This window comes from Streptomyces sp. NPDC004667 (assembly GCF_040609475.1).
GTDB lineage: Bacteria > Actinomycetota > Actinomycetes > Streptomycetales > Streptomycetaceae > Streptomyces.
On the sequence record NZ_JBEXKC010000016.1, the window covers coordinates 115,362 to 129,513 of the forward strand.

The following is a 14,152-nucleotide window of genomic DNA, read 5'->3' on the forward strand; positions in this document are numbered from 1 at the left end:
GCCGCCCGCCCCGGGGGCCCGCCGCGGGCGCGCCCGCGCGGCCCCGCCCCCCCCCCCCCCCCCCCCCCCGGGGGGGGGGGGGGGGGGGGAGCTATCGCGCGCGCCGCAGCCGGCACCACATCGGCAGGCCGAACCAGAGCCAGACCACACCGCTGAGGATCACGAACGCCAGGACCGCGGACCTGCCGATGCCCAGCACCATGGTCACCACGAGGAGCAGGGAGCTGCTCATGGCCAGCATGAGCAGGACCAAACCGGCCAGTGCCAGCCGGTTGGAGACCCGCAGCAGCTGGGTGCGCATGCCGCAGCGGAAGACGACGCGGTGGAACGGGGCCGGGGCGGTGAGGAAGGCTGCGGCCCCGAAGGCCACGAGGAGGGTCACGACGTACTGCCCGGCCTGTAACCCGGTCAGTGCGGCGAACCGCGGGCTGAAGGCGAAGGTCATCAGGAACCCCAGCAGGATCTGCACTCCGGTCTGAGCGACGCGGACCTCTTGCAGCAGCTCGGCGTACGCCTTGTCCTGATCCAGCTCCGCCGGCACGTCGGCACGTTCCGGATCCTCCTCCGGTGCGGCGTGAGGGTGCGGGTCCACGAGCGATCGCAGTACGGGCCTCTTGACGGTCACGGCCATGACGGTGCCCCTTCCGGTGTGAACGTGGGGGTGCGAGGAGCGTGCGGGTCACTCAGGGGAGCCTCACCTCGTCGCCGAACCCTTGGTGAAGTCCCGGTGAACGGAGGAACGGCGGGGCCCTGGGCACGGTTCATACCGCACCGTGCGACGGGCGGCACTTCGTCACCTCCGCGACCGGGAAGTGGCCCGGGCGGCCCAGGGTGGCAGCTGGGACCGGGGACCCGCCGACGGCCTCCCGAGGCAGCGGACGGACTGCGCCGGCCGGGTGGCCGAGTACGAGCAGCAGCCCGGCACCGCCGCCGAACGTGAGCGAGCCGCGCTCCTGCTGCGCGCGGGCGAGCGGCAGCGCCACCCCGCTTCGCACCCCCGTTCACTGTGGATTTCGCCCGGGCCGACCGTGGCCGCCTCGATGAGCGGCTGCTCCTCGATCCTGCGGCGGGGCGTGATGCGCCATCCGCTCGACGCCGGGATCGACGCGGCGCCGCCGATCGACCCGGACCTGCCGGCCGGCGCCGCCCTTGCCGCACTGACGGAGGCGGTGGCCGGCTTCCTGGAGCACCGCGGAGCGCATCCGCCCCACCCGGCGTACGGTCCGTGCGCGCGGGGCGAGTACGCCGCGCTGCACGCGATGCACCTCGTCGATCACCTGCCGGGCCTGGCGGGCCTGCCCGGCCTGCGGTGACCTCCTCCGTCGTACGGCGGTCAGCGGCGCTGGAAGGCCATGTCACGGGCGGCGTCGAGGGCCGTGGCGACGGCGCCCATGAGGACCGCGTCGTCCGCCAGCGCCCCGGCGGCGATCGTGGGCCGCAGCGGCGTGAGCGCGCGCAGGGAGCGGCGCATGACGGGCAGGAGGAGATCGGCGCTCCGGCCGACGCCTCCACCGAGGACGACGAGGTCGGGATCGAGGACCGCGGCGGCCGCGGCCACGATCCGGGCGAGGTGCTCCCCCTCGGTCTCCACCGCCTTCAGCGCGGCGGGGACCCTGGCGCGGGCGGCGTCGAAGACGTCCGAGGCGGTGAGGGGACCGGTCATCCCGTACTCGCGGGCCGTGGCGACCACGGCGTCCGCGCACACCGCCGCCTCCGCGTCGGGCCGCCCCGCGCGGCCGGGCCACGGGAGGAAGCCGATCTCCCCCGCCCCGCCGCGGGCTCCGGTGAAGAGCCGGCCCTCGCTGACGACTCCCATACCGAGGCCGGTGCCGACCATCAGGTAGAGGAACAGCCTGCTGGACGCGCCGGCCCCGAACGCGTATTCGCCGAGGGCGGCGAGGTTGGCGTCGTTGTGCAGGGTGATGGGCATGCCGAGGCCGTCGCCGATCCGGTCGGCGAGGCCGGGGCGCCCCCATCCCGGCAGGTTCCGGGCGTAGCGGACCCGCCGCGACTCCTCGTCGAAGACGCCGGGGGTACCGACCACGGCGTGGGTGACCTTGGCCGGGTCGGCTCCCGACTGCTCGACCAGGGCGCGGGCCGCCCCGACGACGAGGTCGGCCAGGACTCCGGAGGTACGGGCGGTGTTGCGCACGGAGGAACGGGCCACCACGGTGGCGTCCAGGTCCGCGAGTGCGACCCGAACCCAGCCGCGGCCGATGTCGATGCCGAGCGCGTACCCGGCGGCCGGATCGGGGGCGTAGAGCACGGCGGAGCGGCCGCGTTCGGGCGCGTGCGTGCCGACCTCGTGCACCAGCCCCGCCTGTTCCAGGGCGGCGAGGGCACTGGACACGGTCGGCTTGGACAGGCCGCTGTCCCGGGCGAGCTGCGCCCGGGAGGCCGGCCCGCCGGCACGCAGACGCTCCAGCAACAGCCGCTCGTTGGCGCTGCGCTGACGCTGCGGATTCCAGGGCTGCCCGGCGCCCCCGTCACTGCCCATCACCACATCATTCTCGCATCACCGCTGGTGGGTCGGTGTTTCGCGGTGGACCTGCCGGAATTCGGACTCCGGCCGCCAACCCAGCACGGCGCCCCCGCACGGTGGGTGCAACACACTGCCGCGACCCGCCGCATTCGCACCTGCCTGCCCGCACACTCTTGACGCACATAAGTAAAGGTTCCTAACTTGAGCGCCCGAGAGTCCGCACGGCGCCCCCCGCAGGCCCTGCGGCACTCCGTCCCGCCCTCCGAACCACCCGCTCAGGGAGCCCCCCATGTCCGGATCCCCGCCCGCGAACGGCGGCTTCACCCGCCGGATCGGCCTGTTCCAGGCGACCGCCATCAACATGAGCCAGATGTGCGGAATCGGACCCTTCGTCACCATCCCGCTGATGGTCGCCGCGTTCGGCGGACCCCAGGCGGTCGTCGGCTTCCTCGCGGGCGCGGTCCTCGCCCTCGCCGACGGTCTCGTCTGGGCCGAACTCGCCGCGTCCCTGCCCGGCTCCGGCGGCAGCTACGTCTATCTCCGCCAGGCCTTCCAGTACCGCACGGGCCGGCTCGTGCCGTTCCTGTTCGTGTGGACGGCCATGCTCTTCATTCCGCTGATCATGTCGACCGGGGTCGTCGGCTTCGTCCAGTACCTCGGCTACCTCGCCCCAGGCCTGGGACAGAGCGCCGGGGACCTGGTCGGGCTCGGTGTCATCGCGCTCGCCGTCCTGCTGCTGTGGCGGGGCGTCTCCCACATCGCACGCATCACCACCGTCATGTGGGTGGTGATGATCGCCGCGGTGGCACTCGTCATCGTCGCGGCCGTCACCCACTTCAGCCCGGGGCGCGCCTTCGACTACCCGGCGGGCGCCTTCGACCTCACGTCCACGGCGTTCTGGGCCGGCTTCGCCGCCGGGCTGACCATCGGCATCTACGACTACCTCGGCTACAACACCACCGCCTACATGGGCGCCGAGATCAAGGACCCCGGCCGCACCCTGCCGCGCGCCACGGTCTGGTCCATCCTCGGCATCATGGCCATCTACCTGCTCCTCCAGGTCGGTGCCCTCGGGGTCATCGACTGGCAGCGGATGCTCGACCCGAAGGACGTGGCCGCCACCTCGGTCGCCTCCGCCGTACTGGAGGAGACCTGGGGCCCGGCCGCGGCCGAGGTGGTCACCGTACTCATCCTGGTCACCGCCTTCGCCTCCGTCTTCACCGGGCTGCTCGGCGGCTCCCGGGTGCCCTTCGACGCCGCCCGCGACCGGGTGTTCTTCCGCGCGTACGCGAAGATGCACCCCCGGCACCGGTTCCCCGTACTGGGGCTCGCCACCATGGGCGTCATCACGGCCGTGGGCTTCCTGATCGGCCGGCACACCGACCTGGTCACCCTGATCCAGCTGCTGACCACGGTGATGGTGCTGGTCCAGGCGCTCGCGCAGATCGCCGCCCTGACCGTGCTGCGCAGGCGGCAGCCCGCGCTGCCGCGCCCGTACCGGATGTGGCTCTACCCCCTCCCTTCCGTCGTCGCGCTCGTGGGCTGGCTGGTGATCTACGGGTACGCGGACCGCAACGCGCCGGGCCGCCACCCGATCGAGTGGTCCCTGGCCTGGCTCGCCCTGGGGTGCGCCGCGTTCGTCGTGTGGGCCCGGTTCGAGAAGGTCTGGCCGTTCGGCTCCCGCGAGGTCCGCGAGGAGTACCTGGAAGCCGCCCGGCCCCGGGAGGCCGATCCCGTGGACGCCGCCGACAGCTGAGGCACCCGGGGATGCACCCTGCGGAGCCGGACCGCCGGGCGCCTCGTCCTGCGCGTCCCCGCGAGGAGGTAGTTGATGGACAGTCGTCCATGTATTCTGGACACCTGTCCATGACACTCACAGAAGGACTGCGCCCATGGAGACGACCGCGACCGTACTGGTGGCACTGGTGGCCGCACTGCACGTGTATTTCCTGGTGCTGGAGATGTTCCTGTGGGAGCGCGCCCCGGGTCGCGAACTCTCCGGGTTCGACGCGGAGCTGGCCCGTGCCACCGCGCCGCTCGCCGCGAACCAGGGCCTCTACAACGGCTTCCTGGCCGCCGGACTGCTCTGGGGCCTCTTCGCCTCCGACCCGACCGGGTTCCAGTTCCGGGTGTTCTTCCTCGGCTGCGTGCTGGTCGCCGGGGTGTACGGGGGCCTCACCGCGAACCGGCGCATCCTGCTCGCCCAGGCGCTGCCCGGGGCGCTGGCGCTCGGGGCCGTCCTGCTGGCAGGGTGAGCGGCATGCCGGAAGACCCCCGTACGGAACGGACCCGGGCCAAGCTGCGCACGGCCCTGCTGGAGGAGTGCGCGAGCCGCCCGCTGGAGGCGGTCAGCGTCGCGGCCCTGGTCCGCCGGGCCGGGGTCGGCCGGGCCACGTTCTACCTCCACTACGCCGACCTGGAGGCGCTGTCCGTCGACGCCTGCGCCGAGATCGTCCGTGAGGCCGTGGACGCCCTGCACGCCTGGCGCGGCATCCCCGACCCCGCCGCCCCACCCCCGGCCCTGACCGCCTTCTTCGACGCGCTCCCCCGACACGGCGGCCTCTACCGGGAGTTGCTGCGCCCGGGCGGCGGCGGACCGCTGGGGCTCGTCCTCCACCAGGACCTGCGCGCCCGGAGCCGGGCCGAGCGCGCCCTGGCCGGCGCCCCGGAGCCCGACCTGATCGCTTCCGCCGTGGCCGCGACCTTCGCCGGCATCCTCGCCGACTGGCTGCACGGCCTCATCGAGGCCACCCCGGCCGAGATCGCCGGACGGGTCTGGCGCCTGCTGATCACCCTCCACCGGGCTCCGGGCCCCGACTGGGACTGACCCGCCCCCGACCGCCCCCGCGCCGTACCGGACCTACGGGGAGATCACCGCCGGGAACGGGAACCGGCGGAGGGGACGAGCCCGGACACCCTGCGGGCGAGGCGCCGCCAGCGGGAGGGCCCGCCGCCGGGCCGGGGCGGGTCGAACGCCTCCGGGTCGGGACCGAGCCGGCGGCCCGATTCGAGCCCGCCCAGCGCGGCCAGGTCGGCCGCGTCCAGCTCGAAGCCGAAGACATCGAGGTTCTCGCGGATGCGGGCCGGCGTGACCGACTTCGGGATGGCGATGACACCCTGGTGGAGGTGCCAGCGCAGCACGACCTGGGCGGCGCTGCGGCCGTGCCCGTCGGCGACGGCGAGCACGGCGGGCTCCGCCAGCAGGTCCTTGCCCTGGCCCAGTGGGGACCAGGCCTCGGTCGCGATGCCGTAGGCGGCGTGCGCGTCGCGCAGTTCGCGCTGCGGGAAGTACGGGTGCAGTTCGACCTGGTTGACGGCCGGAACCAGCGGGCTCTCGTCGTGCAGCCGTGCCAGCTGGGCGGGGCCGAAGTTCGAGACGCCGACGGCCTTGGCCCGGCCACTCTCGGAGATCTCCTCGAAGGTCCGCCAGATGGCCGGGTACTCCTCGCGCATCGGGCGCGGCCAGTGGATCAGGTAGAGGTCCACGTGGTCGAGGCCCAGCCTGTCGAGGGAGCCGTCGAACGCCCGCAGCACGTTGCCCCGGCTCCATGTCGCGTCGCGGTCGTTCCACAGCTTGGTGGTGACGAAGAGTTCCCGGCGCGGCACCCCCGAGGAGGCGATCGCCCGGCCCGCGCCCTTCTCGTTCGCGTAGACGGCGGCCGTGTCAATGCTGCGGTACCCCGCCTCCAGGGCGGTCGCGACGGCCGCTTCGGCCTCGCGGTCCGGAACGCGCCACAGCCCGAAGCCCAGTTGGGGCATTCGGGTGCCGTTGTTGAGGGTGACGAGGGGGACCTGATGCACGTGCCCGCCTTCCTCTGATCTGTACGTCCTGTGCGACTTGTACGTCCTGCGCGACCGGCACCGTTCGCGGCGCTCCCGCGGCACCGAGCGAACCGGATAGGCCATCCGCATCCATGGTACGGTCAATCGAAACGGATAGATCATCCGGATAGATATCGGAGGTGGACGCCTCATGAAGAGGACAGCCGTGGTCACCGCAGGAACGGGCGGCATCGGCCTGGAGACGGCCCTGGGGCTGGCCGCCGCCGGGTTCTCGGTCACGGTGGTCGGACGCGATCCCGACCGCGGCGCCCGGGCGGTCGACCGGATCAACGCGACGGACCCCGCCCACCCCGCCCGGTTCCTGCCCGCCGACCTCGCCTCGCTCGACGACGTCCGCACCCTCGCCGGCCGGATCGCCTCCGAGCGCGCCGCCTCGGGCGAACCGCTCGGCGTGCTGGTCAACAACGTCGGGGCGATGTTTCCGGAGCGGCGGGACCTGGGCGGTGTCGAGGCCTCCTTCGTCGTCAACCACCTCTCGCCGTACCTGCTGACCGAACTCCTGCTGCCCACGCTGACCGCCGGTGCGCCGAGCAGGATCGTGAACGTGACCTCGGGCGCGGTCGGGGTCGCGAAGCGGGTGTTCGACGCCGTCGAGCCGCCCGGCGGCTACTACGGCTTCCACTGGTACGGCCGCGCCAAGCTCGCCAACCTCACCTACACGCTCGACCTGGCCGCGCGACTGCACGGCACGGGCGTGTCGGTCTTCGCCGCGGACCCCGGGGGCGCCGCGACCGACATGACCGACGGCACCCTGACCGACCCGAAGATCGTCTCGCCCGCCCTGCGAGTGCTGTGGCCGCTCGTGCGCCGCAAGCTCGCCCGTTCCACTTCGGGTCCGGCGGCGGTGGCGGCGAGGCCTTCGATCACCGCGGCCACCGACGAGACCCTGGCGGGCCGGACCGGCGTCGTCATCGGCGCCGGAGCCCGCCCGGTGGCCCCGTTCCGCCCTGCGGCCGACCCCCGCGCGGCCGAGGCCGTACGCCGCCTCAGCGAACGGCACGCGCCCCTCACCGCGCCCTGACCCGTCCTGCCGACGGGCTGCGTACGAGCTGCGTATGGACTGCGTACGGGCTGCGCAACCATCCGGATGAGCCATCCGGATAGCATGTGCCCATGACGACGCCACTGCGCCGGGACGCGGCCCGCAACTGGGAGCGGATCGTCGCCGTCGCCCGCGCCCTGGTCGAAGAAGGGACGCCGCTGCAGCTCAACGATGTCGCCCGCCGCTCAGGACTGGGGGTCGGCACCGTCTACCGGCACTTCGCCACTCCCGAAGCGCTCCTGGAGACCGTCGCGGCCCCCGGCCTGGAGGCCCTGATCGTCCACGGCGAGCGGGCGCTGGCCGAAGCCGACGCCTGGCGCGCGCTGGAGGGCTTCCTGACCCGCACCGTCGAAGCGCAGGTCACCGACGCCTCCCTGGCCCCCGTCACAGCGGCGCCGGCGCACGCCCTGCCACGCACCACGGAACTCACGCGCTCCCTGTGGTCGACCGGCACTGCGCTCCTCGACCGGGCCGGCACCGCAGGGGCGGTCCGCCCCGACCTGGCCCCCACCGACCTGGTCCCGCTCATGTGCGGTATCGCCCACGCCGTACAGGTCCGCGGCGACGCCACCCCCGCCGACCGGATCGACACCGCCCACCGCTACCTCACCGCACTGCTCGAAGGCCTGCGCTCCGCACCGCCGACCGCGTAGGCGAGCAAGACCCCGAACCCTCGGCGGGAGGCGTAGCGGACACCCCCGACCTGCTCAGGCCAGGACGGCAACGGCTTCGACCTCGACGAGGTGTTCGGGTACGTCCAGTGCCGCGGCGCCCAGCAGCGTCGCCGGCGGGACCGGAGCCACCCCCAGCTTGACGGCCGCCCGGGTGACCCCCTCCATCAGGAGGGACATCTTGTCCGGGGTCCAGCCGACGACGTGCACGGTCAGTTTCGCCACGTCCTCGAAGGAGGCGCCGACCCCGGCCAGGGCCGTGCCGATGTTGAGGTAGCACTGCTCGACCTGAGCCGCGAGGTCGTCTTTGCCGACCGTGACGCCCCGGCTGTCCCAGGCCACCTGCCCGGCGATGAAGACCAGCTTCGACCCGGTCGCGATCGACACCTGATGGTAGGCATCGACTTCCGGCAGTCCTTCGGGGTTCACCAGGGTGATGGCCATGCCGACTGTCCTCCATTGCCGTGAGCTCCCCCGCGCTCGCTTCCGACGAGCCACGGCGAGGTCGCTCTCTTGTGGTTACTCAGGAACCGTAGGAGAGTGTCCACTGACATGGAAGAACGCACTTTTCGGTAACTGGGGAACCTGATGGTGACCAAGCAGTTCACGGGCTCGCCCGACGAAGCGGATCTACGGCGCGCCGATTCCCTCGGGCGGGAGATCTTCTCGGACGTCGCCAACAAGTGGGCACTCCTGATCATCGAGGCCCTGGGAGAGGACACCCTGCGGTTCGGAGAACTGCGGAACGAGGTCGAGGGCATCAGCCACAAGATGCTCACCCAGAACCTGCGCATGCTGGAGCGCTACGGCCTGATCGAGCGCACCGTGCACCCCGTGGTCCCGCCACGGGTGGACTACGCACTGACCGAGCCGGGCCGGGCCCTGCGGGTGACGATCGACGGACTGTGCGACTGGACCCACCGCTACCTCGGCCACATCGAGGACTCCCGCAACCGCTTCGACGGCGCCTGACGGGCTGCGCGGGGGCACGGTGGCTACCCTGGGAGTGGGGCCGAGGCGAGGCGTCCGGCGGGAGGCCCTCTGATGAGACGACGTCATCACTTCCACATCGACCACGCCGGGCACTCCGTCAGCGCCACCGTCCAGACCGGGCGGACCCCCGTCGTGGAGGTCCTCGTGGACGGCAAGGAGACGGGGCACCGGACGACCCGTGGTGACCAGCCGGTCACCGTGGACGTCGAGCTGCCCTCCGACCCGCCGATCGAGGTCTCCGTGCGCGCGACGCCGGGCCCTGGTACACCGCGGTGCGTGCTCCTGGCGGCCGGCATGGAAGACCGGGTCATGCCGCAGCGTCCCTACTGACGGCGCGCAGCGAGCAGAACGAGCCCGTCAGGCATACGCAGGACAGCATGGGCTCCCGCGTCGAGGCGTGAGCCCATGACCCGGCAGCGGTCGGGTCAGGTGGCGAGGACGAACGCCACGAGAAGCGTGAGGGCCACGGTCATGACCATGAAGACCACGTAGCGCGTCGGGACCGCGGGTGCTTCGCTTCCCGGCTGCCGGCGCTCGGCTTCGAGGTGGTCCCGCAGCAGTCTTCCGGAGGGGATCGCGCCGATGGTGAATCCGACCCAGGTGAAGGAGTACATGACCGCCATCTGCCGCGCGTTCCACGGCACGGCCCCCAGGCCGCCCAGCGTCGTCATCACAAGCAGGAACACGACGGAGACACCGGCCGCCAGGGCGGTTGGCCGGGGCGTTCTCAGGCAGCGCTGCACGCCGATGCAGAAGACGGACGTGGCGAAGACGGCCATGCCCACCAGCCAGCCGATGGGGAGTCGCGCGAGGATGTCGGGTCCTTTCGGATCGGGTCAGGGGGCTGCCGACGTGGCCTCCCCCTGACCCGGTCCCGGGTCTCAGGCCGTCACCGGCCGCACTGTCAGCCGAAAAGGTACGACAGCGTCGACGTGACCGGTGAGATCAGGTCGTGGCCGAACTGCGTGATCTTCGTGGCCACGGGAGCCACGACCTTGCCGCCCACCTTGCCGAGGGCCCCGATCCACTGGGACTGCCCGAAGGTGATGAGTCCCAGCGCGGTACTGCCGGCGGAGGACCAGAACTCGCTGCTGTTCCAGCCGTATCCGATGCCGGTGAGGATGGTGCTGATCCCCGAGACCGCGACGGATGCGATACCCAGGCCGAAGGCCAGGGGCTCCAGGACTATGGCGGCCGGCGGGAAGATCAGCCCGCCGATACCCGCGAGCGCGGACGCGAAGCCCAGGCCGGTGCTGAGCCAGTTCGTGGCGTTGGCCCACCACTTCACGTCCTTGTACCAGGGAACGTCGCCGCCCTTGACGGAGTCGTTGTCAGCGGTGTCGGCCGGAGACTTGCCCGCGTCCTTGGCGGCCTGTGCGTCCGCGGCCGCCTGCTTGGCCGCCGCGGCGAGCTCCTGCTGCCGCTTGTCCGCCGCGATCTGGTGGGCCTGGCTCGCGGCCTCGGCCGCCGTCCTCGCGTCCTGCCCGGCCTGCGTGGCCGACGCGTGGGCGGAAGCCGCCGATCCCTGGGCGGCGTTGGCGGAGGCCGACGCACTGCGGGCGGATTCGAAGGCGCGGTTGGCGGAGTGGTTAGCCGAACGCGCGGCGGTGCGGGCGGTGGCCGCCGCCTGGCTGGCCTTGTCGGCGGAGGCCTGAGCGTCCTTGGCCGACTGGTCGGCCGCATCGGCGTTCAGCCGCGCCTGCTGCGCGGAGTTGGCCGCCTGCGTGGCCCAGTCCTTGGCCTTGTTCGCCCACTCGACGGCCTCCGCGGCCGCGTCGCGGGCGACGGCCGCCGCCTGCTGGGCGCGTGCGGCGTCCTCCTGCGCCTTCTGCGCGATCTTCGCCGCCGCGGCGATCGCGCCCTGCATGGCAGCGATGTGGCTGGCCGAGTCGAAGTCGAGCTGCGCCGTTTTGAACTGGACCGAGGAGATGAAGTTCCGGCGCAGCCACGCCGGTCCCTCCATCGCCGCCTGGGCGTGGGCCCTGGTGTAGGGGCCGGCGTTGTCCGAGGAGAGGAGGGCGGCAGTGGCGACCGTGTCGTCCTCCCGCTGTGCCGCCTCGCCGGTGACGGTGAGGAACTCGTACAGGGCCTCCACGGTGCCGGCGTTCAGCGCGGCGTTGGCGGCCTTCGTGACCGCCTTGCCCGGGTTGGCGGCGAGGGCGCGCGTCACCGCCACGCGGGCTTCCATGGCGGAGGCCTGGACGAGCCCGCCGTCCAGGAACTTGCCCGCCGCGTCCGGGTCGCTGCTCCCCAGAGCCCGGGCCGCGGCATAGCCGATGTCCGGCGGGAGGGTCCGGGCGAGGTAGAGGCTGGTCTCCCGGTCGTCCTGCCGCTGGGCGAGCTGCCGGTCGGTGTCGATCCAGACGTGGATGTCGGCGTCGGCGCCGGACAGGGCGAACCGCGCGGCCTCGTGCGTCCAGGTGCCGTGGGAGGTGCCGATCACGGCGACGGCGGCCTTGCGGCCGAGCCCGGCCGCGAGACCGCTGTCGCCCGCCTTGAGGGCCGTCTCGGCCTGGGCGATGAGGTCCTTCGTGGCCTGTGCGGCCTGCTCGGCCTGGGTGCGCTTCTCGGCGTACGCGGCCCGCTCGCCCTGCTCGATCTGGGCGAGAAGCCGGACTTCCTGGATCGCCCGCTGGGTGTCCTGGTCGAGGCGCTGCCACTCGGCCTCTCGGGCGGCCTTCTCCACCGCGACGGCCTGGGCGACGGCGTCGGTGGCGGTGTTCGCGGCCTTGGTGGCCTCGTTGGCGAAGTCGGTGGACTTCTTGGCGTACTCCACGGCCTGGCCGGCGTACTGGGCGGCCCACTCGGCCGCCGCGGCGGCGTTGTCCGCGTGTGTCGCGGCGCTGTTGGCGGCATCGCGAGCGGTACGTGCCGCCGCCGCGGCCGAGTTGGCCAGGGCCTGCGCCGTGCCGGCGGCGTTGGTGGCGATCGTGGCGTTGGTGCTGGCGATCTCGGCCTGACGCTTGGCCTCGGCGGCCTCCGCCTGGGCCGCGCCGGCGGCACTGGCGGCGGCGGCCGAGGCGTTGGCGGCGGCCGCCGCGTTGCGGGCCGCGGACGCCGCGGCGTCCCCGGCGTTCGCGGCCGAGACGGAGGCCTTCGCGGCGTTGTCCGCGGCCGTGGCCGCACTGCGGGCCTGGGCCGCGGCGTTGCGGGCGACCACGGCGGCGTCCTTGGCGGCCTGCGCCTGGGAGGCGTCCTTGGAGGCGGCTATGGCCGCGTTGTAGGCCTGGGCAGCGGCGGAGCCCGCGTTGGCGGCGGCCTGGCTCGCGGCGGTGGCGGCGTAGGCGGCGCGCCGCGAGGCCTGGATGGCGGCGTGGGAGGCGACGGTGGCGACGCGGGCCGCGTCGGCGGCACCGGTGGCTGCCTCGCTCGCCTTGCGGGCCGCCTTACCGGACTTGATCACGTCCTGCTGCGCCGCCTGGGCCTCGGCGGCGGCCTTCTCGGCCGCGTCCTTGGCCTTGGCTGCCGCCTCGACGGCACGGGCCGAGGCCTCCTCGGCCTGCTTGGTCATCGCGTCGGCCTTCTTGCCCTCGCGCTGGACGACCGCGACCAGTTCCTGGATCTTCATGGACTCCTGGTCGCGGGCCCGCGCGATGTGCTGGCCGATCTCCAGGAACCACTCGACGTCCTTCGCGGTGCCGGACAGCGCCCGGGTCGCGTACTTCTGCACCTCCGGCCCCGCCTGGAAGGAGAGCTTGGAGACCTCGACCCGCATGTCCTCCAGGCGGGCCGTGTACTGACCGTCCAGCAGGAACGTCTCCAGTGCCCCCTGGGAACCGTCGGTCAGGGCGGTGTTGCCGACCCGGTTGACCGCCTTGCCGCCCACGGCCATCACCGTGGTCGTGGCGACCCGCAGGTCCTCCATGACGGCGGCCTTGAAGCCGCCGCCGAGATAGGCGGCGATGGCGGAGTCACCGCCGTTGATCGCGGCCGTGGCCTCGCGCCGGGACCCCTTGCCCCCACCGGCAAGCGACCTGATGAGGGCCACGCGGTTGTCCTCGGCGGTCTCCGAGGCCAGCTTCGTGGCCAGGAAGCTCTGGACGTCGGCGTCGGAGCCGGTCAGCGCCGCCGCGGCGGCGGCGCGGACGGCCTTGCCGCCCAGCAGCCACGCCTTGACGACCTTGGCCCGGTCGGTGTCGGGGAGACGGAAGGGATCACCGTCGCCGCCGTCCGGCGGGGGAACGGTGGCTGCCAGAGCGGCAACGGGATTGAGAACGAGGCTCGATGCGGTGACGGCAACCGTGGTGGCGGCAACAGCGCCGAGAACCCGACGCCGGCTCCAATAGATGGTGTCCAAAACGGCCCTTCGCTATCGGCGCCCGATGGCGCGCGTTATTCCTTCGCCGAGGCATGGGTGTGCCCGGCCGGTTCCGAGAGGATTGCTCCGTGACCATATGCAGCAACCGAGTGGTTGACCACACGTCAAATAGACCTACCGCACCGGGCGGTTGATTTGACTACCCCACCGAATCAGCCATTCCGGCACGTGTGCAGCCGCCTGAAGATGGCCTTCTTCATGTGAATCTCGGGTTCCGCACTCTCGGCACCCGGCGAAGGGAGTGACGCAAGTCACTCACCGCCGCCCTGGAGCGGCCTATTCCGGCCGCTAAAGGTTCATCAAATTTGTTGTGCGACTGTTGAGTTCCGCTCCGATCGATCAGCTACGATCCCGGTCGGAAGTGGGGGACTTCCCAGGTCCGGCATGGCTTGAATGAGTATGTCGCCCATTCGGAATCCGGCCTTCACATCCGTGTTGACAGCCGTTCCGGGTATCGAACCGGAACCGATGACAGGGACAGCAATGAAGGCACGCAAGACAATGCTCCGCGCTGCTGGCGCGGCCATTGCCGCCGGCACCCTCGCATGGGTCGCGGTGGGGAGCGGAACCTCCGGCGCTCCGGCCCGGGCGGAAGCCTCCGCCATGACGGCGGTCGCCGAGGACGGTCCGGGCTACGCCATCGAGGACTTCGGCTACCCGAACGCCGACAAGATCCTCGCGGAGCGGGGCATCACGCTGAAGCGCGGCGACGGGCACATCGTCCTCGCCGACTGCGGGAGCGCGACCGACCTGCTCGAGGTCTGGTCCCGCGCGAACGAAAAGATCTGCTTCCGCGTCACCGG

At 72.4% G+C, this 14,152-nt stretch carries 14 protein-coding genes and 1 pseudogene; 9 read left to right on the plus strand and 6 right to left on the minus strand.

Annotation, left to right across the window (positions count from 1 at the left end; translation table 11 throughout):
• Positions 1–91 precede the first annotated feature (91 nt).
• On the minus strand, positions 92–631 hold the full coding sequence (locus ABZW32_RS12280) for a DUF6328 family protein (protein ID WP_356214555.1): 540 nt from the start codon (positions 629–631) through the stop codon (positions 92–94).
• A gap of 265 nt (positions 632–896) precedes the next feature.
• Between ABZW32_RS12280 and ABZW32_RS12285 the strand changes: the two genes are divergently transcribed.
• Complete coding sequence (locus ABZW32_RS12285) at positions 897–1,313, plus strand: DUF1569 domain-containing protein (protein WP_356214557.1); 417 nt, start codon at positions 897–899, stop codon at positions 1,311–1,313.
• A 20-nt stretch (positions 1,314–1,333) separates the two neighbouring features.
• On the opposite strand, the gene ABZW32_RS12290 is transcribed toward ABZW32_RS12285, so the two are convergent.
• Complete coding sequence (locus ABZW32_RS12290) at positions 1,334–2,497, minus strand: ROK family transcriptional regulator (protein ID WP_356214559.1); 1,164 nt, start codon at positions 2,495–2,497, stop codon at positions 1,334–1,336.
• Positions 2,498–2,771: 274 nt separating this feature from the next.
• On the opposite strand from ABZW32_RS12290, the gene ABZW32_RS12295 reads away from it, so the two are divergent.
• The 3 genes from ABZW32_RS12295 to ABZW32_RS12305 all read left to right on the plus strand — a co-directional run bounded on the left by ABZW32_RS12295 (position 2,772) and on the right by ABZW32_RS12305 (position 5,309).
• On the plus strand, positions 2,772–4,238 hold the full coding sequence (locus tag ABZW32_RS12295) for an APC family permease (protein WP_356214561.1): 1,467 nt from the start codon (positions 2,772–2,774) through the stop codon (positions 4,236–4,238).
• Positions 4,239–4,374: 136 nt separating this feature from the next.
• Positions 4,375–4,737, plus strand: a complete 363-nt coding sequence (locus tag ABZW32_RS12300) for a DUF1304 domain-containing protein (protein ID WP_356214563.1) — start codon at positions 4,375–4,377, stop codon at positions 4,735–4,737.
• A 5-nt stretch (positions 4,738–4,742) separates the two neighbouring features.
• Positions 4,743–5,309, plus strand: coding sequence for a TetR/AcrR family transcriptional regulator (locus ABZW32_RS12305; protein ID WP_356214565.1), 567 nt, complete (start codon positions 4,743–4,745; stop codon positions 5,307–5,309).
• 44 nt (positions 5,310–5,353) lie between these two features.
• Here the strand turns inward: ABZW32_RS12305 and ABZW32_RS12310 are convergent, their stop codons facing one another.
• Positions 5,354–6,283 carry an aldo/keto reductase gene (locus ABZW32_RS12310; protein ID WP_356214567.1) on the minus strand — a complete coding sequence of 310 codons (930 nt, stop codon included), beginning with the start codon at positions 6,281–6,283 and terminating at the stop codon, positions 5,354–5,356.
• Positions 6,284–6,455: 172 nt separating this feature from the next.
• Here ABZW32_RS12310 and ABZW32_RS12315 point away from each other — a divergent pair, with 172 nt between their 5' ends.
• Both ABZW32_RS12315 and ABZW32_RS12320 read left to right on the plus strand, forming a co-directional pair.
• The gene (locus ABZW32_RS12315) at positions 6,456–7,346 is read left to right on the plus strand and encodes an SDR family NAD(P)-dependent oxidoreductase (RefSeq protein WP_356214569.1); all 891 of its coding nucleotides are present in this window, start codon (positions 6,456–6,458) and stop codon (positions 7,344–7,346) included.
• Positions 7,347–7,438: 92 nt separating this feature from the next.
• Positions 7,439–8,020, plus strand: a complete 582-nt coding sequence (locus ABZW32_RS12320) for a TetR/AcrR family transcriptional regulator (RefSeq protein WP_356214571.1) — start codon at positions 7,439–7,441, stop codon at positions 8,018–8,020.
• A 54-nt stretch (positions 8,021–8,074) separates the two neighbouring features.
• On the opposite strand, the gene ABZW32_RS12325 is transcribed toward ABZW32_RS12320, so the two are convergent.
• Positions 8,075–8,482 (minus strand): RidA family protein, encoded by a 408-nt coding sequence (locus ABZW32_RS12325; RefSeq protein ID WP_356214573.1) that lies wholly within the window; start codon positions 8,480–8,482, stop codon positions 8,075–8,077.
• A 144-nt stretch (positions 8,483–8,626) separates the two neighbouring features.
• Between ABZW32_RS12325 and ABZW32_RS12330 the strand changes: the two genes are divergently transcribed.
• On the plus strand, positions 8,627–9,010 hold the full coding sequence (locus ABZW32_RS12330; RefSeq protein WP_356214575.1) for a helix-turn-helix domain-containing protein: 384 nt from the start codon (positions 8,627–8,629) through the stop codon (positions 9,008–9,010).
• Between the two features lie 72 nt (positions 9,011–9,082).
• On the plus strand, positions 9,083–9,361 hold the full coding sequence (locus tag ABZW32_RS12335; protein ID WP_356214577.1) for a hypothetical protein: 279 nt from the start codon (positions 9,083–9,085) through the stop codon (positions 9,359–9,361).
• A gap of 95 nt (positions 9,362–9,456) precedes the next feature.
• Here the strand turns inward: ABZW32_RS12335 and ABZW32_RS12340 are convergent, their stop codons facing one another.
• Both ABZW32_RS12340 and ABZW32_RS12345 read right to left on the minus strand, forming a co-directional pair.
• Positions 9,457–9,810: a hypothetical protein gene (locus ABZW32_RS12340; protein ID WP_356214578.1), complete on the minus strand. Its 354-nt coding sequence runs from the start codon at positions 9,808–9,810 to the stop codon at positions 9,457–9,459.
• Positions 9,811–9,935: 125 nt separating this feature from the next.
• Positions 9,936–13,328: an ALF repeat-containing protein gene (locus tag ABZW32_RS12345; RefSeq protein WP_356214580.1), complete on the minus strand. Its 3,393-nt coding sequence runs from the start codon at positions 13,326–13,328 to the stop codon at positions 9,936–9,938.
• A 522-nt stretch (positions 13,329–13,850) separates the two neighbouring features.
• On the opposite strand from ABZW32_RS12345, the pseudogene ABZW32_RS12350 reads away from it, so the two are divergent.
• Positions 13,851–14,152: pseudogene (locus tag ABZW32_RS12350) on the plus strand (hypothetical protein); the annotation flags it as partial.

What these genes read in the sequence shown, in the direction of transcription:
- ABZW32_RS12280 (WP_356214555.1), bottom strand. Translation starts at nt 631, where the DNA reads ATGGCCGTGACCGTCAAGAGGCCCGTACTGCGATCGCTCGTGGACCCG.
- ABZW32_RS12290 (WP_356214559.1), bottom strand. Translation starts at nt 2,497, where the DNA reads ATGGGCAGTGACGGGGGCGCCGGGCAGCCCTGGAATCCGCAGCGTCAG.
- ABZW32_RS12295 (WP_356214561.1), top strand. Translation starts at nt 2,772, where the DNA reads ATGTCCGGATCCCCGCCCGCGAACGGCGGCTTCACCCGCCGGATCGGC.
- ABZW32_RS12300 (WP_356214563.1), top strand. Translation starts at nt 4,375, where the DNA reads ATGGAGACGACCGCGACCGTACTGGTGGCACTGGTGGCCGCACTGCAC.
- ABZW32_RS12305 (WP_356214565.1), top strand. Translation starts at nt 4,743, where the DNA reads ATGCCGGAAGACCCCCGTACGGAACGGACCCGGGCCAAGCTGCGCACG.
- ABZW32_RS12315 (WP_356214569.1), top strand. Translation starts at nt 6,456, where the DNA reads ATGAAGAGGACAGCCGTGGTCACCGCAGGAACGGGCGGCATCGGCCTG.
- ABZW32_RS12320 (WP_356214571.1), top strand. Translation starts at nt 7,439, where the DNA reads ATGACGACGCCACTGCGCCGGGACGCGGCCCGCAACTGGGAGCGGATC.
- ABZW32_RS12325 (WP_356214573.1), bottom strand. Translation starts at nt 8,482, where the DNA reads ATGGCCATCACCCTGGTGAACCCCGAAGGACTGCCGGAAGTCGATGCC.
- ABZW32_RS12330 (WP_356214575.1), top strand. Translation starts at nt 8,627, where the DNA reads ATGGTGACCAAGCAGTTCACGGGCTCGCCCGACGAAGCGGATCTACGG.
- ABZW32_RS12335 (WP_356214577.1), top strand. Translation starts at nt 9,083, where the DNA reads ATGAGACGACGTCATCACTTCCACATCGACCACGCCGGGCACTCCGTC.
- ABZW32_RS12340 (WP_356214578.1), bottom strand. Translation starts at nt 9,810, where the DNA reads ATGGCCGTCTTCGCCACGTCCGTCTTCTGCATCGGCGTGCAGCGCTGC.